This is a genomic window from Pseudomonas paraversuta (assembly GCF_904063065.1).
Classification (GTDB): Bacteria; Pseudomonadota; Gammaproteobacteria; order Pseudomonadales; family Pseudomonadaceae; genus Aquipseudomonas; species Aquipseudomonas paraversuta.
Window position 1 is genome coordinate 267,469 of the sequence record NZ_CAJFCL010000001.1, and the last position, 23,666, is coordinate 291,134.

The following is a 23,666-nucleotide window of genomic DNA, read 5'->3' on the forward strand; positions in this document are numbered from 1 at the left end:
CAGAGATCCTGTTGCTTGCGCCATTTCGGACTTACCGCTGCGACGGTTTACTTGGCTTCTGGGCCGTAAATATCGAAGTCGAAGTATTTGTCCTGGATTTGCTTGTATTTACCGTTGTCACGAAGAGCCGTGATCGCGGTGTCGATCTTGTCTTTGAGCTCTTTGTCGCCCTTGCGTACCGCGATACCCACGCCGTCACCGAAGTATTTGACGTCGGTGAATTGCGGGCCTACGAAGGCATAGCCTTTGCCAGCCGGGGTTTTCAGGAAACCGTCATTGAGCAGGGTGGCGTCGGCCACGGTGCCATCAAGGCGACCGGCTTCGATGTCCAGGTAGATTTCGTTTTGCGAGCTGTAAGGCACGACGGTTGCGCCTTTGGGTGCAAAGACTTCCTTGGCGAAACGGTCGTGAATCGAACCGCGCTGCACGCCGATTTTCTTGCCCTTGAGCTCGTCAAGGCTGTCGCTGACCACAGCACCGTCCTTCATCACCAGACGCGCCGGAGTGAGGTAGTACTTGTTGGTGAAGTCGACAGACTTTTTGCGGTCTTCGGTAATCGACATCGAGGACAGGATGGCGTCGATCTTGCGCACTTTAAGCGCCGGAATCAGGCCGTCGAATTCTTGTTCGACCCACACACACTTGACCTGCATCTGCTCGCACAGAGCATTACCGATGTCATAGTCAAAACCTACGATGCTGCCATCCGGCGCCTTGGAGGCAAACGGAGGATAAGCGGCTTCAATACCGATTTTCAGCGGTTTTTGATCAGCGAAAGCCTGCAGGGACAGCACGGACAGTGCCAGGGCGCCAAGAAGCACGAGTTTCTTCATCTTAGGACTCCATCGGTAAAGGGCAATAAATGCAGAATGAGCGTTAGCCCAAGATGCGGAGGTTAAACCGGGAATGCGGCGCCACGTCCTACTGGCGATGCACTGATATCAGCACAACGACGACGAGCGAGTGATCGGCATTCTAACGACAGGCTTCAAGCCGTTATTTCTCCAATGCGACAACAAATTACAGATGCATCGAGAAATGCGACTCCAGTCATTGACAGCTCTTCGAATTCATGCAAGAGCAAAAGACATAGAACCTATGTGAGTTGCAAATAGCGGGCCTATTATTCGCAAAGCCTTCTATTCCGGCAAGTGTAGCGTTTCATCTTATTTTTCAGGGGAGTCAAAACAGCTCTAAAACGGTGCTTTTGGTGTCGCAAGGCCCCGTTTTTGTGCGCCTGGTTACACCTGCGGTAACACTGCCCGAGGCACCCCCAACTCCGCCAGCGGCCAAATAAAAACCCCGCCGGGCAATGCCGGGCGGGGTTCGGGAGCGCAAAGAAGGTTTATGCCTGCTTCATGCTCTTGTGGGTTTCGATCAAATGCTGCACCACACCCGGGTCGGCCAGGGTGGAAATATCCCCCAGACCGTCATATTCACCGGTGGCGATCTTGCGCAGGATACGGCGCATGATTTTGCCGGATCGGGTTTTCGGCAAGCCTGGCGCCCACTGGATGACATCCGGCGAGGCAATCGGACCTATCTCTTTACGCACCCAGTTTTTCAACTCCAGACGCAGCTCTTCACTTGGCGCTTCACCGCCATTGAGGGTGACGTAGACATAAATGCCCTGCCCCTTGATGTCGTGGGGCACGCCTACGACAGCCGCCTCGGCGACTTTCGGGTGAGCCACCATCGCGCTTTCGATCTCGGCGGTCCCCATGCGATGGCCAGAAACGTTAAGCACATCGTCCACCCGGCCGGTGATCCAGTAGTAACCGTCTTCGTCGCGACGGGCCCCGTCACCCGTGAAGTACATGCCGCGGAAGGTCTTGAAGTAGGTATCGACAAAACGGTCGTGATCGCCATACAGGGTGCGTGCCTGACCCGGCCACGAATCCAGGATCACCAGGTTGCCTTCCGCCGCGCCTTCAATCAGGTTGCCCAGGTTGTCCACCAGCCCCGGCACCACACCGAAGAATGGACGCGCCGCAGAACCCGGCTTGAGCGCATGGGCTCCTGGCAGCGGGCTCATCATGCAAGCACCGGTTTCAGTCTGCCACCAGGTATCAACGATGGGGCAACGCTCTTTACCCACGGTTGTGTAGTACCAGTTCCAGGCTTCCGGGTTGATCGGCTCACCTACCGAACCCAGCAGACGCAGGCTTGAACCGTCAGCATCCTTAACCGCAGCCTGACCTTCGGCCATCATGGCGCGAATGGCCGTTGGCGCGGTGTAGAGGATGTTGACCTTGTGCTTGTCGACAATTTTCGACACCCGGGTGATGTCCGGATAGTTCGGCACGCCTTCGAACAGCACTGTGGTCGCGCCATTGGCCAGGGGGCCGTAGACGATATAGGTGTGACCGGTTACCCAGCCGACGTCAGCCGTGCACCAGTAGACCTCGCCGGGACGATAGTCGAATACGCGTTCATGGGTCAGCGCGGCATACAGCAGATAACCGCCCGTGGTGTGTTGCACCCCTTTGGGCTTGCCGGTGGAGCCGGAGGTATAAAGGATGAACAACGCTTCTTCGGCGCCCATCTCTTTTGGTGCGCAGTGGGTGGAAGCCACGGCCATCAAGTCGTGATACCAGATGTCTCGGTGCTTGTACCAGGCGATATCGCCGCCGGTACGCTTGAACACGATGATTTTCTGCACGCTCGAGGTATCAGGGTTGGTCAGTGCCACATCGACATTGGCCTTGAGCGCCGTACGCTTGCCGCCGCGCACGCCCTCGTCGGCAGTAATCACCACCTTGGACTTGCAGTCGATGATGCGTCCTGCCAGCGCCTCGGGCGAGAAGCCACCGAACACCACCGAGTGAATGGCACCGATCCGGGTACAGGCCAGCATGGCGACCACAGCTTCGGGCACCATCGGCATATAGATAGTTACTACGTCGCCACGGTGAACGTCCTGACCGCGCAACGCGTTGGCGAGCTTGCACACTTCTTCGTGCAGTTCGCGGTAGGTGATGTTGCGCTGCTCGGAAGGATCATCGCCCTCCCAGATAATCGCAACCTGATCGCCGCGCTCGGCAAGGTGGCGATCCAGGCAGTTGTAGGAAACGTTAAGCGTGCCGTCGGCGAACCATTTGATATCGACATGGTGGTCGTCGAAAGAGGTCTGCTTGACGGTGGTGAACGGCTTGATCCAGTCGAGACGCTGAGCCTGCTCGCGCCAGAAGCCATCGGGATTGACCACGGACTGCTGGTACATCGCCTTGTAGGTCGCCTCATCGGTCAGCGTATTGGCTGCTACTTCAGGGCGTACGGGATACAGGGAAGCGGCACTCATGTTTCATACCTCGATGTTTGTAGTTGTTGTTTTATGACCCTGTTTTAGCCGGGCCGGGGCATGAGATCCATTCGACGTTGGTAGTAAGAAATACCCGGGAAAACCCTGATTTCTCTGCCGAAGCCTCAAGCACAGTACTTACAGCGCTTTATCCTTTGATTCAGGAATTGCCAAAAACCAAATCCGGGTCTGTTTTCGACGATTGTTGCAGAATCTGTCAACAGTCTTTATCAAAACCCCCTCTTTATGCCTGTACCGCCCGGGCCTAAAATTGACCTCGCCAACCAAGGCACTGCGATTGATACAAGTTACAGCCCCCACGAAGGCATGTTTAATCGCTCTTAACTCATCAAGTTTTACACGCAGCCCCACAAGGGCTGTGTGATCCCACTCGACCAAAAACAGGTAATTACGAAATGAAAGCGTTGTTAGTTCTGGCCCTCAGCAGTGTGTGTTTAACCGCCCTGGCGGATGAAGCAACTATGCCTGCCGGACACCCGCAACCCGCCGTAGAACAGTACTCCTACTCTTCCGAGCTGGATATCGCCAAGGTCATCTCCATGAGCGAAATCCCCAGTGTTTGCGAAGTGGTGCCGGCCCAGATGGTCTACGAAGACTCGCAAGGCACCCAGCACATCCTTGAATACCGGGTAATGGGCAACGGCTGTTCCAACGGCTGATCCGCAACTTACAAATCCCCCGCTACTTAATTACATCCCTTGTTAACGCGATCCAACGCGGCACTTTATTGCAACTTACAGCGCTATTTATTACGCATTGAAAAGTTGCCTGCCTGCGCCTCAATCGCCAGGAGTTAAACCCATGAAACGCGCATTAATATTGGCTTTAAGCATGTCTGTACTTGCAGGCAGCGCCTTTGCCGCTGACGGTTATGACCACACCCATTCAGCGACCTTTACTGAAGACGGCTATGACAACACCCGCTCGGCCAGCTTCGCTGAAGACGGTTACGACAGCACCCGCTCGGCCACTTTTGCCGAAGACGGCTACGATCGCACCAACGGCCATCGCCTGAGCTGACAGCGTATCGACTTGATGCCCGGTTTCGACCGGGCGTAGTCTGCCCCGCCACCGCCCCTCGCCCCATCAAAGCCACACCACATTCGTGGTCCCCGGTACACACCAGAAATACTTCCTCGCAAGCAAACCCTCGCCCAGCAACGGCCATGCTTAAGTCCAGGCCGGATTTAGGGCATTTCGTCGCATCGTACGAAAAAAAACTGGCTGAAATACCCTGTACAAAAGCCGTATACTGCCGCCATCCAAAGGGTGTTCCATACCCCTTGAGCGGGCTGTAATCCACGTAGCTCCGGCCTTCTGGGCCAGGGTGAGATGCTGAACAGACAGCATCCCCTCAGCGACAGCCGGGACAGCCCCCGAATATATTCATGTTTTTGCGTGCGTACATCGCTACTGCAGCAACATTTCTTAGATCCAAGTGGCCTATGGCCGTGTGACAACCAAACAATCAGTGTTACCACACGGGCACAGGCCCTCACGCAGGAGACGACACGTCATGCTGAGCTGGGACGAATTCGACAAAGAAGAGGAAGGTGAAGTCGCTGTCAAAGGCGCCAATGCCGGCCACGCAACCGAAGCCAACATGGACCGCCTTGACGCTGCTGGCGGCGTTGCGGCTCAGGAAGCCCGTGCAGTCACTGCTTCTGACTCCGCTGCAATCCAGCGCGCCAAGGCAGCCCTGGACAATCTCGACATCGCGGAAGGCCTGGCCGAGCTCGAAGGCGCCAGCGCCCGCGTTGCCGTCGATGAAAAGATGATGATCAACTGCCGCGCCGACCTTAACCAGCTCGTACCCTTCAAGTACGACTGGGCATGGCAGAAGTATCTGGACGGTTGCGCAAATCACTGGATGCCGCAAGAAGTCAACATGACCGCCGACATCGCCCTCTGGAAAAACCCGGAAGGCCTGACCGACGACGAACGCCGCATCGTGATGCGCAACCTGGGCTTCTTCTCCACCGCCGACTCCCTGGTTGCCAACAACCTGGTACTGGCCGTATACCGCCTGATCACCAACCCGGAATGCCGCCAGTACATCCTGCGCCAGGCGTTCGAAGAGGCGATCCACACCCACGCCTACCAGTACTGCATTGAATCCCTGGCCATGGATGAAGGCGAGATCTTCAACATGTACCACGAGATCCCGTCGGTCGCTAAAAAAGCTACCTGGGGCCTGAAGTACACCCGTTCGATCTCCGATCCGAAGTTCGAAACCGGCACCGTTGAAACCGACAAGGAACTGCTGCGCAACCTGATCGCTTACTACTGCGTTCTGGAAGGCATCTTCTTCTACTGCGGCTTCACCCAGATCCTGTCGATGGGTCGTCGCAACAAGATGACCGGCGTCGCCGAGCAGTTCCAGTACATCCTGCGCGACGAATCCATGCACCTTAACTTCGGCATCGATGTGATCAACCAGATCAAAATCGAAAACCCGCACCTGTGGGACGCTGAAATGAAGGAAGAGGCCTCGCAGATGATCCTGCAGGGTACTCAGCTGGAAATCGAATACGCACGTGACACCATGCCACGCGGTGTATTGGGCATGAACGCGGCCATGATGGAGGACTACCTCAAGTTCATCGCCAACCGCCGCCTGTCGCAAATCGGCCTGAAAGAAGAATACCCGGGCACCACTAACCCGTTCCCATGGATGAGCGAAATCATGGACTTGAAGAAAGAGAAAAACTTCTTCGAGACACGGGTTATCGAGTACCAGACTGGCGGCGCACTGAGCTGGGATTGATTCCGGTTTGGTCATACGCTGTTTAAAAGGGCTGCCGCGAGGCGGCCCTTTTTATTGGGCGCAATATTTGTCGTGCACGTATCGAAATTTTCGACTGTTACCTGTAATGCAAAACGCCTGAAACGGGGGCTTTTCGGGTGAGAGCTCCACCCCGGAACTGATCAGAAAAACGGGTTTGATTGCCTTTAAAAACAACTGTATAAAAACACAGTATATTTTCAAGCACTGACTCAGCCCCGGAGAATCGTCATGCCCAATCCAGCCATGCACAGTACGTTGGAACGCATCATCATCAATCAATTCACCCCGCTGCACTGCACCCAGGCGCGGCAAATGCTCGACTGGAGTTTCGAGCAACTGAGTCAGAAATCCAGGGTTTCAGTCCCCGCCATCCAGCGTTTTGAAGCCGGCGAGCCCATTCGCGATGTCACTCGACTGGCTCTGGCTTATAGCCTGGAAGCAGAAGGCCTGGTGTTCTTCCCGGGGTTCGCGCCAGGTCGCGGCGGCAACATCCGCGGCACAACCCCCGATCCGACAGGACGTGAAGACTTCGCACTGCTTGAATAAGCTTATTTGCCATTCTTGCCCGGGGTGTCCTGCATGGTTTGTACTTCCAGCCACCATGCACGCCCGGGGTGAGGCTGCAACAGGTTGAACGCCTCCCCCATTGATGGCGTTGTGATCAGAATATTGCGTTGCTCCGCCAGCGCCACGATACGGTCAAAAGGCTCATGCCAGGCATGAAAGGCCAGATCGAAGGTGCCGTTGTGGACAGGCAACAACCAGCGACCTTTCAGGTCGATATGGGCCTGCAAGGTCTGCTCGGGCTGCATGTGCACGTCAGGCCAGTCGACGTTATAGGCCCCCGTTTCCATCAGGGTCAGATCAAACGGCCCAAACTGTTCACCGATCAGTTTGAAACCGTCGAAATACCCGGAGTCACCACTGAAGAAAATCCGTACTTCGTCAATGATCATGACCCACGACACCCAGAGCGTCTGGTTGTGATCAAACAACCCGCGACCAGAAAAATGCTGGCACGGAGTAGCTATAAAACGAATGCCTGCCAGCTGTGTTTGCTGCCACCAATCCAGTTGCTGAACTTTACTGGCGGGGACTCCCCACTTGACCAGCAAGTCCCCCACTCCCAGCGGGGCCAGAAAATGCCTGGTTTTGGCGGCCAGCTGCAACACCGTCTTTTGATCAAGATGATCGTAGTGATTGTGTGACAGGATCACTGCTTCCAGGGGCGGAAGCTCATCCAGGCTGATGGGTGGCGCATGAAAACGCTTGGGGCCCGCCCACTGGAACGGCGAGGCGCGCTCGGCATACACCGGGTCGGTCAGCCAGTATTTGCCTTTGAGTTTGAGCAAGAGGGTCGAATGCCCCAACCGGTAGACACTAAAATCCGGCGCCTCCTCCAATTGCCGGCGACTCAATGAGTTGACCGGAACCGCCCCTGCCGGGCGTGTATTCGCAGGTTTATGGAAGAACATCTTCCAGAAAATCCCCAGCGTCTTGCCCAGACTGGAAGGCGGCCGTGCCTGCTGGTTGCGAAATGCTCCTTGATGACGCTCTGCGGGTTTAAGCGCCTCTGAACTGGCTGAGTCGCGTGTCATTCTTTCAAACCTCAGTAATGAATGATTATCAGGCTTGCTTTTCGAGCCGTAGAGGGTCAAACGTAACTCAGCGCATTCGCAGGCTGCATTGAAGACTCCAGAGTCACAGCGACCGGCCTGCCGATACCAACGGAACCAGTATTGATGAGAACGGCCCCACACGCTGAGTTGTTATCCGGATGTGGCCAGCGTAAAAATCCACAACGCGCTACTCGCTGAATATCAAAGATCAGCAGTGCTGTCCCATGGCAAAGACGCACTCCACTATCCAGACATCTGCCGGATAACTATGGACAATCAAAAAGGCAAAGGTTTGTCGTTCGCCCGGCGAATTTATTTGCCGCGAAGCATTGGCCTGGCGATTGGCTGCTTCAGCGTGATGGCTGCCATCTACCCCCTCAACTTGCCGACCTGGGTATGGGGGCTGTTGCTGATCAACGGCTTTATCTGGCCACACCTGGCCTTTCAATTGTCTTGCCGTTCTATTTACCCGTATCGGGCCGAACGCCACAACATGCTGATTGACTCTTTGTTCGGAGGCTTCTGGGCCGCCAGCATGCAGTTCAATCCGCTGCCGACAGTGACCATCCTGTCGATGATGATCATGAACAACGTAGCCGTCGGCGGCCCCAAAATGCTGATCCGCGGGCTGCTGGCACAATTGGCCGGAGTCCTGCTGTCATGGCTGTTATTTGGCGCGGCCTTCAACCCGGACACCACGGCAATACAAATCTATGCCTGCTTGCCCATGTTGACGCTCTATCCGTTCGCCGTGGGCATGATCAGCTATCAACTGGCGACCAAACTGGCCGAGCACAAACGTACGCTGCGCGCCCTGAGCCGTACCGATAGCCTGACCGGCCTGCTCAACCACGGCTCATGGAAAGACTTGCTGCAAATCAGCTTCCAACACTGCAAGCAGACACATTCCACTGCCACCCTGGTGTTGATTGATATTGACCACTTCAAGCGCATCAATGACACCCACGGACATATCGTAGGCGACGGCGTGCTGCGCGAGTTGAGCAACGAACTCAAAGATAACCTGCGCGTAGAAGACCTGGCCGGGCGTTATGGCGGTGATGAATTCTGCGTCATTTTGCCTGATCGCTCACTGGCCCAAGCGCAGGAAATCATGGAGCGATTGAGCCAGTTGTTCAGTAATTACCGGCACTGCGATGAACCTGAGTTGCGCGCAAGCTTGAGCATCGGCCTGGCAGCTTTCCGGCCCGAATATCAGGATGCTTCGATGTGGCTGAATGAAGCCGACAAAGCGTTATACATCGCCAAGAATACCGGTCGTAACAAGATCAGCCTCGGAGCCGCAGACACGCTGATGGATATAGTCTTGAGCAAGCCATAAAGCACGCAAAACAAGAGCGAGAGCCCTGTGAATACAGATAAAAACGACACTGCGCACGCCCCTGAAAAAGTTGACCACCTACGTTTTCATCGAGCCCACGCCCACCTGGAACCTACTTTCGGCAGTGACAAGTTCGCCTTGAGAGCCGAAGCCTTTGCCCGTTTTTTTGGCACGCCCACCTTTCTAGGCGCCCAGACATTGATCGTGGTGATATGGGTGTGTTTGAACCTGTTTGGCGTGACGCATTTTGATATCTACCCGTTCATCCTGCTCAATCTGGCTTTCAGCCTGCAATCGGCTTACGCCGCCCCCTTGATTTTGTTGGCGCAAACCCGCCAGGCGGCACGGGACAAGGCCCAGGCAGATGCTGACGCCCAGCACCGTGAAGCACTGGCCGTGGCCAATACCGAGAGACAAGCCGCTGCAGCGCAAACCAATGAGAAAATCATGACGTTGCTGGAGCAAAACACCCGGCTGACCGAAATGACCAAGCAACTGACCGAGCGAATTGAAAGCCTGACCTCGGAAATGCACCAGCATCTGGTGCGCAAGGCGCCTTAACTGACACAGCGGCGTACCGCGGTAATTTCAGGCAAGTCCTGACGTTGCATGTACACACGCAAAGGCTCGGTGATGTTCAGGCGGTCGTCGATATTCTGCTCCAGTAACAACTGGATCAGCTCGCGCTTGAGTGTCATGGTGTCCTGCGCCGCGGGCTGCCAGACGAACTCGCAAGCAGGCGTGATGTTGTCGTCGGCGACATCCATCCCGAAAGAATCTTCACTGAAACGAACAATGTACTGTTGAGTCTTACGATTGAAACCGACAAAACCGTAAAGTAGATCGGCGGCCTGGCAGATTAGCTGCGAAGTGATGCGCATGGTAAACCTCACTGAAGAGCCAGGAAGGCTCTAGGGTCGATGATTTACACGCAAGATTTAACACTCATCCCTCTGCCGGGGACGCTGATGACATCAAGAGTACTGCACAAATTTTCTAATACCAAGGACCTCAACAATGCCTGTTACTTTTGCCAAAAGCACTCTACTGCTGAGCTTGCTGCTAGGAATGGGTTGCGCACACGCCGCCAGCGCCCCAGACGCATCCGAAGCAGCCCTGGCCAGCGCTCATGGCATCCCGCATCCGGCAGTCATCGCCCATCGAGGGGCATCTTTCGACGCACCGGAGTCTACCGCTGCGTCCTACAAGCTTGCCCGTGACCTGGGTGCCGACTACCTGGAGATGGATCTGCAACGCAGTAAAGACGGAGTGCTGTTTGCGCTACATGACAACAGCTTGTTACGCACCACGGATGTTGCGCAAAAATTCCCCGAGCGCAAAGACAGCCCGGCCAGCGCCTTCACCCTGGCAGAGCTGAAAACCCTGGATGCCGGTAGCTGGTTCAACCAGGCCTATCCTGACCGCGCCCGCCCCGCCTATGTCGGACTGCCAATCCTGACGCTGGACGAAATTATCGATATTGCCCAGGGCAACCCGCAGCACAAGCCAGGCCTGTACATCGAAACAAAAGAGCCCAAGCAGTTTCCGGGTATTGAGCGCGACCTGAAAAACAAGCTGGGCGAACGCGGCTGGCTAAAACCGGTCGTTTCAACTGCTGACAAGGGTGCGCTTCAAACCGGTGAAGGCAAAGGCCGGGTGATGCTGCAAACCTTTGAAAAAAGCAGCCTTGAATTACTGCAAAAAGAAATGCCCGAAACACCAAAAATCTTGCTCCTGTGGGTCGGCGAAGGCGGCATGGCAGCAAACTCCAGCGTCAGCTTTGCCGACTCGGGCGCGAAGGACAAAGCAGCCTATTACGCCAGACTTCAACCCAGGGACAAAGCCGAGTTCATGCAGTGGCTCGACTTTGCCAAGGCCAACGGTGCCATCGGCACAGGCCCGTCTGCGGCCTTGACCGCGGGAGGTGCCCAGAGCTATTTCGACCTGATTCAGCCGTGGATGAACCAGGCGACCCACGACAAAGGCATGCTGGTCCATGTCTACACCCTTGACGAGCCAGTGGACTTCAAGAAGGCCATGGATGTCGGCGTAGACGGCATCTTCACTAACCGCGCCAGCGAACTGCTCAAGTACTACCAGCGCCCCGCGACAAAGAGCGTGAACCAACTACTGGAACAGAACGGCTACTAAGAACTTGAGTAAGTGATTCAGACACAGGGCGAAAATTAAGGATTAATTAAGTTGTCATGGTTAATCTGATCCCACTTAAAGAGTTCACCCTGGAGGGATTAAACATGAAACCACTTAACCTGATGTTCGCCGCTGCCGCCCTGACCCTGACTGCCGGCCTGGCCCAGGCCGATGTACGCCCCGACCATATTCCGGGCCTGCTCAAATCGGGTGAGATCGCTTCATTTGAAAAACTCAATCAAGCGGCACTGGATAAACACCCCGGTTCGACCATTGTCGACACCGAGCTGGATCACTCCTACGGCAAACTGGTTTATGAGGTTGAACTGCGTGACGCCAAAGGCATCAAGTGGGATGTAGACCTCGATGCAAAAACCGCCGAAGTGCTGCAAGACAAACAAGATACTTGAGTCGCATAAATAAAAAGCCGCGCCCCTCGTCATGAGGGGCGCGGCTTTTTTATTACCCCTGCTCTCCTCGGACTTTCACACTCACCCAGTATGAATTTGCACGAGCTCCAGTTGTTCTGGCTAGAATCAGGTTTTTTCTGCGAGAACATTTCCCATGGGGCACAGTACGGCCGCCGACATCGCGACGATTAACCGGATCAGTGCCGTACCGGCGATTCTTCAGGTCATCACTGAAATGACCGGAATGCGCTTTGCCGCCGTTGCGCGTGTCACCCAACAAACCTGGACCGCGTGCGCGGTGCTCGACAACCTGGGTTTTGGCTTGCAGGCCGGCGGGGAACTGGATCTGATCAGTACCTTGTGCTTTGAAAGCATGACCTCACACCTGCCGATCATCATCGATCAGGCCAGCGCAGATCCGATGTACCAACACCATGCCACACCCAAAATGTATCGCTTCGAGAGTTACATTACGATTCCGGTATTTCGCACTGACGGCACGTTCTTCGGCACCCTCTGCGCCCTGGACCCGGAACCCGCAAGGCTCAAAAACAGCGCCATACAATCGACGATGGAGTCATTTTCGCGCCTGCTTTCGCTGCAAATTGAAGCCGAAGAAAACTTGCAGCGCACAGAGATGGCACTGATCAAGGAGCGTGAAAATGCTGAATTGCGCGAGCAGTTCATTGCCGTCATAGGCCACGATTTACGCAACCCGTTATTCTCCATTACCACAGCAGCCGAACGTCTATTGCACAAACACCCCGATCCGAAGACCGAGCATCTGGTGCAACACATTCTGACCTGCGGCTATCGCGCTTCGCAGCTGGTAGAAGATGTACTGGACTTTGCCCGTGGCCGACTCGGTGGCGGAATTCCCTTGACGCTGCGCGAATGCTCCGACCTCGATCAAGTGTTGCGGCATGTCATCTCGGAAGTACAAAGCGTTCATCCCCACCGCCTGATTCAGTTACAAATAGAGCCACTGGACAGCATTCGCTGTGACAGCGGCCGTTTGGCACAACTGCTTTCCAATCTGCTGGCCAACGCCATCACCCATGGTTCTGCCACCGATCCGGTTCACGTCGAAGCCCGGATCCTTGACCGGGTCTTTAGGCTTAGCGTCACCAATCAGGGGCCGCCCATTCCGGCAGAGGTCATGCCGTACCTGTTTCAACCCTACTACCGTCCCGCTAACGACACACCACAGGCCGGGCTGGGGCTGGGCCTGTACATTGCCAGCCAGATCGCCCTGTCCCATGGCGGCCATGTCGAGGTGATTTCCAATGAACAGCAGGGTACGGTCTTTACCTTTGAATTCGAGGCGCAACCTGGCTCGTGACGGGCAGTTTTCGCCGCAACCAGGAGCCGCATTGCACGGGGAGTGATTTTTTGGCGCCGACCACTGGCGCGGGCCAGCTGGCCGATATGAACTAAGTTGGAGGACGTGTAGCTCTGTTTTTCCATCTTCGAAAGGACTCGTTCATGTTGACCAGATCCGAACACAAACCTCGCCCCCTCAGGCCCACAGCAAAAATTGCCTGCCTGCTCTACAGCCTGCTCTGTTACCTGTGTTTCCTGCTGGGCTTTCTCTACTTCATAGGCTTTCTGGGCAATGTAGCCGTTCCCAAAAGTATTGATTCAGGCCCGGGAATTCCGTGGCCGCAGGCACTTCTCGTCGATGTGCTGTTGATCAGTCTGTTTGCCGTACAACATAGCGTCATGGCCCGTAAAAGCTTCAAACTCTGGTGGCAAAATTTCGTGCCTGCCCCGATTGAACGCGCTACCTATGTACTGGCTTCCAGTGCGGTTCTGGCATTGATGTGCTGGTGGTGGCAGCCGATCGACACCCTGGTCTGGAAGGTCGATTCACCCTTGGCCACCGGGCTGCTCAGTGGCCTGTTCTGGCTCGGATGGGGCCTGGTATTCCTGGCTTCCGCGTTGATCAGCCATTTTGAGCTATTCGGGATCAAGCAGGCCCTCGATACCTTGCGAAAACCCAGAGCAGTGGACAGTACCTTCAAGACCCCACTGCTCTACAAAATCGTACGCCACCCGCTGTACCTGGGCTTTTTGATCGCATTCTGGGCCACGCCCGCCATGACTGTCGGGCATCTGGTGTTTGCGCTGACCAGTACGGTTTACATCATGATTGGCTCGTACCTGGAAGAAAAAGACCTGGTCGAAATATTTGGTGAGAAATACCGCCACTATCAAAAAACCGTCGGCATGTTACTGCCCTTTCCACATCGCAAGCCTGACCCTCAGGACTGATATGCGGATATTTTCTGTATTTGAACTGCAGATGGGTAGAAACTGACGTGATCTTCAAACGGCCACTGAACCAACGGTTCGGTGGCCCCCATTGCACTTCGACAGAACCCCAGCATGAACACCCGACTCTGTGCCTATGAAGACCTGACACCGCGCCAACTCGAGCAGTTACAGACGCTTGAAGTTCATGCTGAACAAATCGCCTACTCGGGCAACATCGAGTCAGCCTTGTATTCACTGCCGGCCGAACCCCATCCGGGGATCAAAGGTTTCGTACTCTTGGGTGATGAGCGGCCAGTGGCCTTCTTGCTGCTCAGGCGCAAGCCGCTTTTGGCCCATTGGGCTGAAGCTGATTGCGCCACCCTGCATGCATTGCAGGTCGACAAGCGAGTACAAGGCCAGGGCCTGGGCAAAGCCTGCCTGCGGCAACTGCCCCTGGCAGTCAGTCTGCTATGGCCCGAGATCCGGCAGTTGATGCTGTCTGTCAGCCCTTTCAATACCAGCGCACTGGCCTTTTACCTGAGCCAGGGCTGGGTTGAATGTGGCGAGGCATATCTGGGTGAGCGACGCCTGGTGCTCGATCTGGCCGAGGCCCACGGCACACATGCTCAGGCGAGCTAGGACCGCGGCTTGACCGGCAACCAGATCTCCAACAGACCGGCACCGGTATGCGGATTGAAGTCGGCACTGTAGCGCTCGAACTCTGGAGCATCCGCGGCTTCATAGGATGATTGGGGCAGCCAGTCTTTCCAGATCGACTGAAAGGTCTGACTCAAACCGGCCAGCGAGCCACGATGCTCGAATACGGCGTACTCCTGTTCTTGCAGCTCAATCCAGCGATAGCGCTCAGGCAAGTCATCCAGCTTGCTGATGGCAACCCCGGCGATGTACTCGAAGCCGCCCTGGCCATCCGGGTTACAGCAAACGCCATAGGTTTCATCGCCAACTTTGCAGGGGATGTTATCGCTTTCCGGCAGAAACTGTTCCCACAGCAGTGGAATCTGCTCAGCACTCTCCTGGGTAAAACGTCCGCCCAAACCGGCAATCAACTGAAAGTGACCTTTGGTAAATCGCGGGGCTGGTAAATCGAACTTCTCTGCCTGTTCCATAAGATCGTGCTCATTGAGTGAGTAGGAAACGGATCGGGTCAGTATAGGAACAAAAAACCCGGGGGTGATGACAGGTCAAAAACTTGTATCTGGACAAAAGGCCATCAGCGCCTTTATTGTCTCGCCCAGACCACCGCAGTGGTCAGCGTCGCTCGGACGGTTCCGGGCGCTTACGTACCAGAGGCACACATGGCAGACCAAGGTTCGCCGCGCCGCTTTGCGCGCATAGATCGACTCCCCCCTTATGTATTCAACATCACTGCCGAGCTGAAAATGGCGGCACGGCGCCGTGGCGAAGACATTATCGACTTCAGCATGGGCAACCCCGACGGCCCGACGCCACCGCATATTGTCGAAAAACTTTGCACCGTCGCACAGCGTGAAGACACCCACGGCTACTCAACTTCCCGCGGAATCCCACGCCTGCGCCGGGCCATTTCTCGCTGGTATGCCGACCGCTATAACGTTGAAATCGACCCCGAACACGAAGCCATTGTTACCATCGGTTCCAAGGAAGGCCTGGCGCACCTGATGCTCGCCACGCTGGATCAGGGCGACACGGTGCTGGTGCCGAACCCCAGCTACCCGATTCACATTTACGGTGCCGTGATTGCCGGCGCCCAGGTGCGCTCGGTACCCCTGATTCCCGGCGTAGACTTCTTTGCCGAACTGGAAAAAGCCATTCGCGGCTCGATTCCAAAGCCCAAAATGATGATCCTTGGGTTCCCGTCCAACCCCACGGCCCAGTGTGTCGAACTGGACTTCTTCGAGCGCGTGGTGGCCCTGGCCAAGCAATACGATGTGCTGGTGGTTCACGACCTGGCCTATGCAGACATCGTCTACGACGGCTGGAAAGCCCCGTCGATCATGCAGGTACCGGGCGCCAAGGACATTGCGGTTGAGTTCTTCACCCTGTCAAAAAGCTACAACATGGCAGGCTGGCGTATCGGCTTTATGGTGGGCAATGCAGAGCTGGTCAACGCCCTGGCACGGATCAAGAGTTACCACGACTACGGTACTTTTACCCCGCTGCAGGTCGCGGCAATTGCTGCCCTCGAAGGCGACCAGCAATGCGTGAAGGATATTGCAGAGCAGTACCGGCAACGCCGTAACGTGCTGGTCAAAGGCTTGCATGAACTGGGATGGATGGTCGAAAACCCGAAAGCCTCGATGTATGTCTGGGCCAAGATTCCCGAGGCCTATGCACACTTGGGCTCACTGGAGTTTGCCAAGAAGCTGCTGGCGGACGCCAAGGTTTGTGTCTCACCAGGCGTAGGATTTGGTGAGTACGGGGATGATCATGTGCGCTTTGCCCTGATTGAAAACCAGGACCGCATCCGTCAGGCCTTGCGTGGTATTCGCGCGATGTTCCGGGCGGATGGCGTGAGCGCCAACTGAGGTTTCTTATCTGCGCCAGGAGCGGGCTCGCTCCTGGCGCAGCAGAAGGCTTTAAATCACCAGCGACAGCAGCAAGATAAAGATCAGGGCCACGATCGACAGAATGGTTTCCATCGCAGTCCAGGTCTTGAAGGTTTCAGCCACGGTCATGTTGAAGTACTGCTTCACCAGCCAGAAACCCGCATCGTTGACGTGGGACAAAATCAGCGAACCTGCACCTGTTGCCAGTACCAGCAGTTCCCGGTTAACCCCGGGAATCAAATCCACCACCGGCAACACAATCCCCGCCCCGGTAATAGTTGCAACAGTGGCAGAACCGGTTGCAATGCGGATCACCGCAGCCACCAGCCACGCCAGCAAGATCGGCGAGATCTGCGCGTTGACCGCCATGTGACCGATCACATCACCCACACCGCTGGCTACCAGCATCTGCTTGAAACCGCCGCCCGCACCAATGATCAGAATGATCGCTGCGGTGGGCGCCAGACTCGCGTCGAGCAACTTGAGAATGCGCTTGGAGTCGATGCCCTGGCGTGCACCAAAGGTGTACAGCGCCAACAACAAAGCCAGCAACAGGGCGCTGATCGGGTGACCGATCATGTCCATCCAGACACGGAAGAAGTTGCCATCGGGCAACGCCACGTCCGCGAACGTCTTGAGCAACATCAGGAACACCGGCAACAGCACGGTGATCAGAGTAATGCTGAAGCTCGGCAGGCTGCTGGACTCAGGTTCGCTCGCCAGTTGGTCCATCAATTCCTGGGATGGAGTGCCGGGAATGTATTTGGCAATGAAAGTGCCGTAGATCGGACCGGCAATGATTGCCGTCGGCAACGCGACGATCAGGCCGTACAGAATGGTTTTGCCGATATCAGCACCGAACACGCCAATGGCCAGCAATGGCCCCGGGTGCGGCGGCACCAGGCCGTGCACTGCGGACAAACCGGCCAGCAGCGGAATGCCGATTTTTATGATCGATACTCCGGTGCGGCGCGCCACAATAAATACCAGCGGGATCAGCAATACAAAACCGATCTCGAAAAACAATGGAATCCCGACTAAAAACGCGGCAAACATCATCGCCCACTGCACCCGCTCCTTGCCGAAGGCACGGATCAGGGTACGGGCGATTTGGTCGGCACCACCGGAGTCAGCCATCATTTTGCCAAGCATGGTGCCCAGAGCCAGGATGATCCCGACAAAGCCCAGCACGCCGCCAAAACCATCCTGGAACGACTTGATGATCAGGTTGGCAGGCATGCCCGCCGTCAGGCCCAGAAACGCAGAGGCGATGATCAAGGCAATAAACGGATGCAGCTTGAACCGGGTGATCAATACGATCAGCCCGATAATGGTCACAACTGCATCAAGCAGCAGAAAGGTATTGTGGGACATGCCTAGCATGGGGCGTCTCCTGTCTTGTTGTTATCAACTACGCAAATGCAGCCATGGCTGAGGCGGGTAGCGCTGTCTATCTGTAACAAAATCATGACGTTGCCAACAGTGATTGCTCACGCCACCAGTCACGGGTAGCGCGCGCCAGTTGGTCGATGTCCAGTTGCGCGGCATTCAATGTCAGCACCAGGGGCTCATGGACAGGTGACTCAAGCGCAGCGAACTGACTGTCGATCAGCGTCTTGGGCATGAAGTGCCCCGGACGATGGGCCACTCGATCAGCGGCAACCTCTGGCGTCAGCTCCAGGAACACAAATCCAAGACCGTCGACCGCACTGCGCAGACGCTCGCGATAACGCAATTTCAGGGCCGAACAGGTCAAGACCGGATGCTGGCCTTTGGCTACGGCACGACGCAGTTCATCGCACAGGCTGTCTAGCCAGCCGGCACGGTCGTCATCGGTCAGGGGAATACCTGCACTCATTTTTGCAATGTTGGCCGCAGGGTGAAACGCATCGCCTTCAATCGGGGTCGCGCCGTTGAGCTGGCACAACGCCTGGCTCACGCTGGACTTGCCGCAGCCGGCAACACCCATTATGACCAGGGCAGTGATAGGTTGACTCATGAAACACCTCAGTCCGTAGACAGCGCTGTCTTTATTGCTGCGTTCAATAGTTGAAAGCAAAGCACAAAGACCAGGCTACCGACGTCTATTTCTCGTTTTTATGGGGAGACGCGGTGGCGCTCTCTACATACAAAGCTGGGGTAACTGCCCTACACGCAATCAGGCAATTGCGGGGATCCTAGGACAGCGCTACCTTAGTGACTTGTTTTTTGTTTGGCAAGCCGCCCGATGACCTCCTTTAAAAACGATAAAAACACCCGAACCACGGGTCGCCCCACCCTTAATGAAGTCGCCCGCCTTGCCGGCGTCAGCCCTATTACCGCCTCGCGGGCCTTGCGCGGGATCAGCAGTGTTGCCACCGAGCTGGCGGAAAAGGTACGCAAAGCGGCCGATGAGCTGAACTATGTGGTCAATCCGGCTGCCCGGGCGCTGGCTTCGGCGCAGAGCCATTCGGTGGTGGTGCTGGTGCCGTCATTGTCCAACCTGCTGTTTATCGACACCCTCGAAGCTATCCATGCCGTACTGCGGCCCAAGGGCTTTGAAGTGCTGATCGGCAACTTTCACTACTCACGGGACGAAGAAGAAAACCTGCTGCGCAACTACATGGCCTATCAGCCACGGGGTCTGTTATTGACAGGTTTTGATCGTTCCGAAAGCTCGCGCCGGATGATCGAAAACAGCAATGTGCCCTGCGTGTACATGATGGAACTGGACGCCGCCGAGGGCCTCAACTGCGTAGGTTTTTCACAGTTGAAGGCCGGTGAGACCGCTGCCCGGCACCTGATTTCACGGGGCCGCCGCCAACTTGCCTATATAGGTGCACAGCTTGATCAGCGCACCCTCTTGCGCGGCGAAGGCTATCGCCTGGCCTTGCAGCAGGCCGGGCTGTACAACCCCGACCTGGAAATCCTGACTCCCCGCCCCTCTTCTGTCGGCCTGGGCGGCGAGATGTTCTTGCAGTTGCTGGCCAACCATCCGCAGGTGGATGCAATATTTTTCGGCAATGACGACCTGGCGCAGGGCGCCCTGCTGGAAGCCGCACGCATCGGCATCAAAATCCCCGGACAAATTGCCATTCTGGGATTCAATGACCTTCCCTCCTCCGAGTTTATGGTGCCGCGCCTCAGCAGCATTCGTACTCCGCGAGAAGCCATTGGCCGTCATGCGGCCGAGCAGATGCTCACGTTGATGGCGGGAAACAGGGTTGCCAACCCGGTGCAGGACATGGGCTTTGACTTGATGGTGCGCGAAAGCACCTAGCCCCGATTAAGCTGGCGCAGCATAAAGCACTAATTTGTAACCATTTATGGCAACAAGGCGCTGAATTCCTCCGCCCAGGGCCTGAACTTCACAAGCAATAACCTTGGCAAGCGAACTACCCTTTCTGACTTACAGAAAAAGGAAGTTCGCCAATGCCTGAAGTCTCCTCTACCTACCCTGGCGCAACGGCCGCCCAAGCGGACGGAATCGATCCTGCCCGTGCGGCCTGGATCAGCGCACGGATTGATCGCCTGCCGGCCGTGGCCAGTGTCTGGAAATTAGTGGCACTGCTTTCAATAGGCGGTTTTTTTGAGCTTTACGACCTGTTCCAGACTGCCTATATAAGCCCGGGCCTGATTCATGACGGTATTTTCGCGACGGGCGCACAAGGGGTGTTCGGTTTTTCTGATCAGGCTGCATTTGCCTCGGCCACTTTTCTTGGCCTGTTCCTTGGCGCCAGTATGCTCAGCCCTCTGGCCGACCGCTTCGGACGGCGCGCAATTTTCACCTTCGCCTTGATCTGGTACACCCTGGCCACGGTGTTGATGGGCATTCAGAGTTCGGCTGCAGGCATCATCTTCATGCGTTTCCTGGTGGGCATTGGTCTGGGTATCGAGCTGGTCACGATTGACGCCTACCTGTCAGAACTGGTGCCCAAGCGCATGCGCAGTTCGGCCTTCGCCTTTGCGTTTTTTATTCAGTTCTTGTCAGTGCCAGCCGTTGCATTGATGTCCTGGTGGCTGGTGCCACAGGCGCCGTTTGGCGTCTCGGGCTGGCGCTGGGTGGTGCTGGCCAGCGCCGTGTTTGCCCTGTTTATCTGGTGGTTACGCTCAAGCCTGCCTGAATCCCCGCGCTGGCTGGCGCAAAAGGGTCGCTTTGAAGAGGCCAACAGGATCCTTGATGATCTGGAAGCCCGCTGCCTGAGTGACCACAAAAAACCATTGGCTACGCCCGAACCTGAACCCGTGAACCTTGAAGGTGAAGGCCGCTTTGCCGATATCTGGAAACCGCCGTATCGCCGACGCGCCATCATGCTGATCGTGTTTCACGTCTTTCAGGCCATCGGCTTCTTTGGCTTCGGCAACTGGTTGCCCGCGCTGATTTCAGGACAGGGGGTCAGCGTCACCCACAGTCTGATGTACGCCTTCATCATTACCCTGGCCTACCCCCTTGGGCCGCTGCTGTTCATGCGCTTTGCCAACCGCTTTGAAAACAAGTGGCAGATTGTTGGCTCAGCGCTTGGAGCAATGATTTTCGGTACCTTGTTCGCGTTTCAGACCAGCGCGCTGGGCCTGGTGTTCTGCGGTGTGATGATCACCTTCTGCAACGCCTGGCTGAGCTTCAGCTATCACTCTTATCAAAGCGAACTGTTCCCGACCAACATCCGGGCGCGTGCGGTCGGCTTCTGCTATTCATTCAGCCGGCTGTCCACTGTGTTCAGCAGTTTGCTGGTGGGTATTTTCCTGGAGCACTTCGGCACACCGGGGGTATTGGCGTTTATCGTCAGCAGCATGCTGATCGTGATGATCACCATCGGCGGGTTTGGTCCGCGTACCCGTAACCTGGCACTGGAGAGCATTGCCCATCGGTAACAACGGTGAGCCGGGGTGCCGGCTCACACAATCGGTCGGGGGGGTTGGCCTTTAATGCAGTTGCAGCGTCGAGTTGAACTGGCTGATGGCATCCACCACATGCTTGGAGCCCTGCTGGATTTCCAGAATCGCCTCCCCGGCCTCATTCGCCAGCGAAACCCCGAGCCCGGTCCGGCTCAGGCTGGACTGCATGCTGCTCACCGCGCTCAGCGACAAATCATGGTTCTTGCGCACCACCTCGACAATTTCCACAGTTGCCGCGCTGGTACGTGCCGCCAGGCTTCTGACCTCATCCGCCACCACAGCAAAACCCCGCCCATGTTCACCGGCCCTGGCCGCCTCAATCGCAGCATTGAGCGCCAGTAAATTGGTTTGATCCGCAATACCACGAATGGTCTGCACGATTTTGCCAATGATGTCGGACTGCTTGTTCACCGCATCGATGCTTTGCGCGGCTTCATTGAGATCTTTGGAGATGGCTTCGATGATTTGTACAGTCTGCTGAACCACCTGAGAACCCTTCTGCGCACAGGCGTCGTTCTGTACCGAAGTGCTGTGGGCCGACTCGGCGGCGGTTTGCAGGTTAGTCACTTGGGCGGTGATGTTGCTGGCGAATTTGACGACCTTATACAGTCGGCCCTTGGCATCAAAAATCGGGTTGTAGGACGCTTCCAGGAAAACTGTATGGCCGTATTTATCGACCCGTTCAAAGCGTCTGGAATGGTATTCGCCGCGATTCAGGGAAGCCCAGAAAGCTTTATAGGCGCCAGACTCGCTCTCACTGCTGCGACAGAACATGCTGTGGTGCTGCCCGACAATTTCAGACAGTGAATAATGCATGGTGTCGAGAAAGTTCTGATTGGCGTTGATCACACGGCCATCGGGCGAGAACTCGATCATCGCCATGGCGCGGCTCAATGCATTCACAATGCTTTGATTTTCCCGCTCTTTGTTGATCCGCTCGGTAATCTCGGTTGCCACCTTGAGTACCCGGGTCACCTCATTGTTCGGGCCGGTGATCGGCATGTAGCTGGCCTCAAGCCAGATCTCGCGCCCGGCTTTATCAAGCCGCAAGAAAGTGCCGCTCATGGGCACCCCACTGGCCAGGTCCTTCCAGAACTGTGCGTATTGTTCAGTGCGCAGATAGTCCGGTTCACAAAAAAGACGGTGATGTTTACCGCAGATCTCATCGACCGAGTAACCCGTCACGCGACAGAAATTTTCGTTGGCATCCACAATGACGCCATCGGCAGTGAACTCAATGATTGCCATTGAGCGGCTGACGGCCATCAGCTTGGCCTTGCTCTCATCCAGAGAACAGGTGAGGCGCTGATTCTCAAGCAGGTCGGCTTTGTGATGAAAGTTGAACATGGCTCAATTCCTGAAGATGCTTTCTATTGATAATTCAAACGCTTCACGACACAAGAAAACGTGCCTGCTGCCTTTAACATAGAGATGTGCGCACTTCGGGGATGTAAGTTTTATATGTTCAACCCCCAAGAATTGAAGCATAGCCAGCCAGATACAGCGTGCAAGCAAATCGCCATCAGTGTGCGACGAAGTGCTCAATTGCGCAGAATAATCCAAATCGACGTTGCGCCAATCAAAAAACCAAGGAGCCCGGAATACGGGCTCCTGTAAATCACTCAGTGACCAAACAATCCGACTTCGGATTTTTTGGTTTTCTTGTCCGCGCGTTTTTCATCGGCTGTTTTGGCCGGTTTCTTTTTCGCGGCCTTCTTTGAATCCATACCTTTAGCCATGTTAAGCGCTCAACTGTTCAGGGGGTGTGGCACAGGTATAACACCTATCGGGAACCCACTCGGATTTAAAACCCTTTATTCAAAAAACAATGATAAACAAAGCGTTTTAATTGCAAATAAGCGGCAATACCCAAGGTTTATAAAGTTCAAGCACTTATTTGTTTATACTGCCGCTCCCTTTTCAAGCCTGTGGACTTATGACTGCCATTGCTTATTCTTCGCTCGACGCGCCGTTGTGGCCCTTGCTGAACAAGTTTTACCGCTCTCACCAATCGTCGATGAAAGCGAGCAAGGAAGCTCAATTGTGGGTTGCCCGCCAGGACCAGATAGTCGCCGGTTTGTGTCTGCGACCAATGGCCAACGGTTACTGGTTGACCGGCCTGTTTGTCGATCCGGCAGTACGCGGGCAAGGCATAGCTACCACGCTGGTCAACGCGGCAACATCGCAGTGCGAAGGGATGGTCTGGTTGTTTTGCGACCCTGAACTGCAAGGGCTCTATGAAAAGATGGGGTTCAGTCTGGAGGTTGACTTGCCCCATGCCCTGTATGAGCGGCTGGTGCGCTATCAACGCAACAAGGCGATGATAGCGATGGGCCGTTAAGCCCGGCGCTCCCCTC

At 55.7% G+C, this 23,666-nt stretch carries 23 protein-coding genes and 1 pseudogene; 15 read left to right on the forward strand and 9 right to left on the reverse strand.

From position 1 onward, the window contains the following. Positions 1-47: 47 nt before the first annotated feature. Together JQ845_RS01230 and acs are read right to left on the reverse strand one after the other, a co-directional pair. Complete coding sequence (locus JQ845_RS01230) at positions 48-833, reverse strand: ABC transporter substrate-binding protein (protein ID WP_003440850.1); 786 nt, start codon at positions 831-833, stop codon at positions 48-50. A gap of 512 nt (positions 834-1,345) precedes the next feature. Next, the gene (gene acs, locus JQ845_RS01235) at positions 1,346-3,301 is read right to left on the reverse strand and encodes an acetate--CoA ligase (protein WP_010655912.1); all 1,956 of its coding nucleotides are present in this window, start codon (positions 3,299-3,301) and stop codon (positions 1,346-1,348) included. A 416-nt stretch (positions 3,302-3,717) separates the two neighbouring features. Here acs and JQ845_RS01240 point away from each other — a divergent pair, with 416 nt between their 5' ends. The 4 genes from JQ845_RS01240 (at position 3,718) to JQ845_RS01255 (ending at position 6,656) form a co-directional block, all read left to right on the forward strand. Beyond that, positions 3,718-3,981, forward strand: a complete 264-nt coding sequence (locus tag JQ845_RS01240) for a DUF2790 domain-containing protein (RefSeq protein WP_003440846.1) — start codon at positions 3,718-3,720, stop codon at positions 3,979-3,981. Positions 3,982-4,123: 142 nt separating this feature from the next. Beyond that, positions 4,124-4,342, forward strand: coding sequence for a hypothetical protein (locus JQ845_RS01245; protein ID WP_003440844.1), 219 nt, complete (start codon positions 4,124-4,126; stop codon positions 4,340-4,342). Between the two features lie 496 nt (positions 4,343-4,838). After that, positions 4,839-6,089, forward strand: a complete 1,251-nt coding sequence (locus tag JQ845_RS01250) for a ribonucleotide-diphosphate reductase subunit beta (RefSeq protein WP_003440841.1) — start codon at positions 4,839-4,841, stop codon at positions 6,087-6,089. 249 nt (positions 6,090-6,338) lie between these two features. Then, the gene (locus JQ845_RS01255; RefSeq protein WP_003440839.1) at positions 6,339-6,656 is read left to right on the forward strand and encodes a helix-turn-helix domain-containing protein; all 318 of its coding nucleotides are present in this window, start codon (positions 6,339-6,341) and stop codon (positions 6,654-6,656) included. 2 nt (positions 6,657-6,658) lie between these two features. On the opposite strand, the gene JQ845_RS01260 is transcribed toward JQ845_RS01255, so the two are convergent. Then, positions 6,659-7,708 carry an MBL fold metallo-hydrolase gene (locus JQ845_RS01260; protein ID WP_003440836.1) on the reverse strand — a complete coding sequence of 350 codons (1,050 nt, stop codon included), beginning with the start codon at positions 7,706-7,708 and terminating at the stop codon, positions 6,659-6,661. A 289-nt stretch (positions 7,709-7,997) separates the two neighbouring features. Between JQ845_RS01260 and JQ845_RS01265 the strand changes: the two genes are divergently transcribed. Together JQ845_RS01265 and JQ845_RS01270 are read left to right on the forward strand one after the other, a co-directional pair. Continuing rightward, positions 7,998-9,071, forward strand: a complete 1,074-nt coding sequence (locus tag JQ845_RS01265; RefSeq protein ID WP_003440819.1) for a diguanylate cyclase — start codon at positions 7,998-8,000, stop codon at positions 9,069-9,071. 27 nt (positions 9,072-9,098) lie between these two features. Further along, complete coding sequence (locus JQ845_RS01270; RefSeq protein ID WP_010655915.1) at positions 9,099-9,632, forward strand: DUF1003 domain-containing protein; 534 nt, start codon at positions 9,099-9,101, stop codon at positions 9,630-9,632. Here JQ845_RS01270 and JQ845_RS01275 read toward each other — a convergent pair. Next, positions 9,629-9,952, reverse strand: coding sequence for a DUF2025 family protein (locus tag JQ845_RS01275; RefSeq protein WP_003440813.1), 324 nt, complete (start codon positions 9,950-9,952; stop codon positions 9,629-9,631). The genes JQ845_RS01270 and JQ845_RS01275 overlap by 4 nt on opposite strands. Positions 9,953-10,088: 136 nt before the next feature. Here JQ845_RS01275 and JQ845_RS01280 point away from each other — a divergent pair, with 136 nt between their 5' ends. The 5 genes from JQ845_RS01280 to JQ845_RS01300 all read left to right on the forward strand — a co-directional run bounded on the left by JQ845_RS01280 (position 10,089) and on the right by JQ845_RS01300 (position 14,527). Beyond that, entirely contained in the window at positions 10,089-11,222 is a 1,134-nt protein-coding gene (locus JQ845_RS01280; RefSeq protein ID WP_003440808.1) for a glycerophosphodiester phosphodiesterase, read from the forward strand. 104 nt (positions 11,223-11,326) lie between these two features. Beyond that, positions 11,327-11,632, forward strand: a complete 306-nt coding sequence (locus JQ845_RS01285) for a PepSY domain-containing protein (protein ID WP_003440805.1) — start codon at positions 11,327-11,329, stop codon at positions 11,630-11,632. Between the two features lie 154 nt (positions 11,633-11,786). After that, positions 11,787-12,974 (forward strand): GAF domain-containing sensor histidine kinase, encoded by a 1,188-nt coding sequence (locus JQ845_RS01290; RefSeq protein WP_203008014.1) that lies wholly within the window; start codon positions 11,787-11,789, stop codon positions 12,972-12,974. A gap of 143 nt (positions 12,975-13,117) precedes the next feature. Continuing rightward, complete coding sequence (gene mddA / locus JQ845_RS01295) at positions 13,118-13,906, forward strand: methanethiol S-methyltransferase (RefSeq protein WP_203008017.1); 789 nt, start codon at positions 13,118-13,120, stop codon at positions 13,904-13,906. A 114-nt stretch (positions 13,907-14,020) separates the two neighbouring features. Beyond that, on the forward strand, positions 14,021-14,527 hold the full coding sequence (locus JQ845_RS01300; RefSeq protein WP_003440796.1) for a GNAT family N-acetyltransferase: 507 nt from the start codon (positions 14,021-14,023) through the stop codon (positions 14,525-14,527). Here the strand turns inward: JQ845_RS01300 and JQ845_RS01305 are convergent. Further along, positions 14,524-15,015, reverse strand: coding sequence for a GyrI-like domain-containing protein (locus JQ845_RS01305; protein WP_203008020.1), 492 nt, complete (start codon positions 15,013-15,015; stop codon positions 14,524-14,526). The genes JQ845_RS01300 and JQ845_RS01305 overlap by 4 nt on opposite strands. 189 nt (positions 15,016-15,204) lie before the next feature. Between JQ845_RS01305 and alaC the strand changes: the two genes are divergently transcribed. After that, positions 15,205-16,413, forward strand: coding sequence for an alanine transaminase (alaC, locus tag JQ845_RS01310; RefSeq protein WP_010655918.1), 1,209 nt, complete (start codon positions 15,205-15,207; stop codon positions 16,411-16,413). A gap of 51 nt (positions 16,414-16,464) precedes the next feature. On the opposite strand, the gene JQ845_RS01315 is transcribed toward alaC, so the two are convergent. Then, positions 16,465-17,817, reverse strand: a complete 1,353-nt coding sequence (locus tag JQ845_RS01315) for a GntP family permease (protein WP_003440786.1) — start codon at positions 17,815-17,817, stop codon at positions 16,465-16,467. Between the two features lie 82 nt (positions 17,818-17,899). After that, complete coding sequence (locus JQ845_RS01320; protein ID WP_003440780.1) at positions 17,900-18,433, reverse strand: gluconokinase; 534 nt, start codon at positions 18,431-18,433, stop codon at positions 17,900-17,902. Positions 18,434-18,661: 228 nt separating this feature from the next. Here JQ845_RS01320 and gntR point away from each other — a divergent pair, with 228 nt between their 5' ends. Beyond that, complete coding sequence (gene gntR, locus JQ845_RS01325; RefSeq protein WP_003440777.1) at positions 18,662-19,693, forward strand: HTH-type transcriptional regulator GntR; 1,032 nt, start codon at positions 18,662-18,664, stop codon at positions 19,691-19,693. A gap of 152 nt (positions 19,694-19,845) precedes the next feature. Further along, a complete protein-coding gene (locus JQ845_RS01330) occupies positions 19,846-21,285 on the forward strand; it encodes an MFS transporter (RefSeq protein ID WP_203008022.1) in 1,440 nt (479 codons plus the stop codon). A gap of 51 nt (positions 21,286-21,336) precedes the next feature. On the opposite strand, the gene JQ845_RS23220 is transcribed toward JQ845_RS01330, so the two are convergent. After that, on the reverse strand, positions 21,337-21,876 hold the full coding sequence (locus JQ845_RS23220) for a methyl-accepting chemotaxis protein (protein WP_238143970.1): 540 nt from the start codon (positions 21,874-21,876) through the stop codon (positions 21,337-21,339). Positions 21,877-21,885: 9 nt separating this feature from the next. After that, a pseudogene (locus tag JQ845_RS23225) lies at positions 21,886-22,656 on the reverse strand (PAS domain-containing protein); the annotation flags it as partial. 589 nt (positions 22,657-23,245) lie between these two features. Here JQ845_RS23225 and JQ845_RS01340 point away from each other — a divergent pair. Then, positions 23,246-23,650, forward strand: a complete 405-nt coding sequence (locus tag JQ845_RS01340; protein WP_127195973.1) for a GNAT family N-acetyltransferase — start codon at positions 23,246-23,248, stop codon at positions 23,648-23,650. Positions 23,651-23,666 lie beyond the last annotated feature (16 nt).

Excerpts from the sequence above, each read along its gene's own strand:
- JQ845_RS01230 (WP_003440850.1), bottom strand. The coding sequence starts at position 833 with ATGAAGAAACTCGTGCTTCTTGGCGCCCTGGCACTGTCCGTGCTGTCC.
- acs (WP_010655912.1), bottom strand. The coding sequence starts at position 3,301 with ATGAGTGCCGCTTCCCTGTATCCCGTACGCCCTGAAGTAGCAGCCAAT.
- JQ845_RS01240 (WP_003440846.1), top strand. The coding sequence starts at position 3,718 with ATGAAAGCGTTGTTAGTTCTGGCCCTCAGCAGTGTGTGTTTAACCGCC.
- JQ845_RS01245 (WP_003440844.1), top strand. The coding sequence starts at position 4,124 with ATGAAACGCGCATTAATATTGGCTTTAAGCATGTCTGTACTTGCAGGC.
- JQ845_RS01250 (WP_003440841.1), top strand. The coding sequence starts at position 4,839 with ATGCTGAGCTGGGACGAATTCGACAAAGAAGAGGAAGGTGAAGTCGCT.
- JQ845_RS01255 (WP_003440839.1), top strand. The coding sequence starts at position 6,339 with ATGCCCAATCCAGCCATGCACAGTACGTTGGAACGCATCATCATCAAT.
- JQ845_RS01260 (WP_003440836.1), bottom strand. The coding sequence starts at position 7,708 with ATGACACGCGACTCAGCCAGTTCAGAGGCGCTTAAACCCGCAGAGCGT.
- JQ845_RS01265 (WP_003440819.1), top strand. The coding sequence starts at position 7,998 with ATGGACAATCAAAAAGGCAAAGGTTTGTCGTTCGCCCGGCGAATTTAT.
- JQ845_RS01275 (WP_003440813.1), bottom strand. The coding sequence starts at position 9,952 with ATGCGCATCACTTCGCAGCTAATCTGCCAGGCCGCCGATCTACTTTAC.
- JQ845_RS01280 (WP_003440808.1), top strand. The coding sequence starts at position 10,089 with ATGCCTGTTACTTTTGCCAAAAGCACTCTACTGCTGAGCTTGCTGCTA.
- JQ845_RS01285 (WP_003440805.1), top strand. The coding sequence starts at position 11,327 with ATGAAACCACTTAACCTGATGTTCGCCGCTGCCGCCCTGACCCTGACT.
- JQ845_RS01290 (WP_203008014.1), top strand. The coding sequence starts at position 11,787 with ATGGGGCACAGTACGGCCGCCGACATCGCGACGATTAACCGGATCAGT.
- mddA (WP_203008017.1), top strand. The coding sequence starts at position 13,118 with ATGTTGACCAGATCCGAACACAAACCTCGCCCCCTCAGGCCCACAGCA.
- JQ845_RS01300 (WP_003440796.1), top strand. The coding sequence starts at position 14,021 with ATGAACACCCGACTCTGTGCCTATGAAGACCTGACACCGCGCCAACTC.
- JQ845_RS01305 (WP_203008020.1), bottom strand. The coding sequence starts at position 15,015 with ATGGAACAGGCAGAGAAGTTCGATTTACCAGCCCCGCGATTTACCAAA.
- alaC (WP_010655918.1), top strand. The coding sequence starts at position 15,205 with ATGGCAGACCAAGGTTCGCCGCGCCGCTTTGCGCGCATAGATCGACTC.
- JQ845_RS01315 (WP_003440786.1), bottom strand. The coding sequence starts at position 17,817 with ATGCTAGGCATGTCCCACAATACCTTTCTGCTGCTTGATGCAGTTGTG.
- JQ845_RS01320 (WP_003440780.1), bottom strand. The coding sequence starts at position 18,433 with ATGAGTCAACCTATCACTGCCCTGGTCATAATGGGTGTTGCCGGCTGC.
- gntR (WP_003440777.1), top strand. The coding sequence starts at position 18,662 with ATGACCTCCTTTAAAAACGATAAAAACACCCGAACCACGGGTCGCCCC.
- JQ845_RS01330 (WP_203008022.1), top strand. The coding sequence starts at position 19,846 with ATGCCTGAAGTCTCCTCTACCTACCCTGGCGCAACGGCCGCCCAAGCG.
- JQ845_RS01340 (WP_127195973.1), top strand. The coding sequence starts at position 23,246 with ATGACTGCCATTGCTTATTCTTCGCTCGACGCGCCGTTGTGGCCCTTG.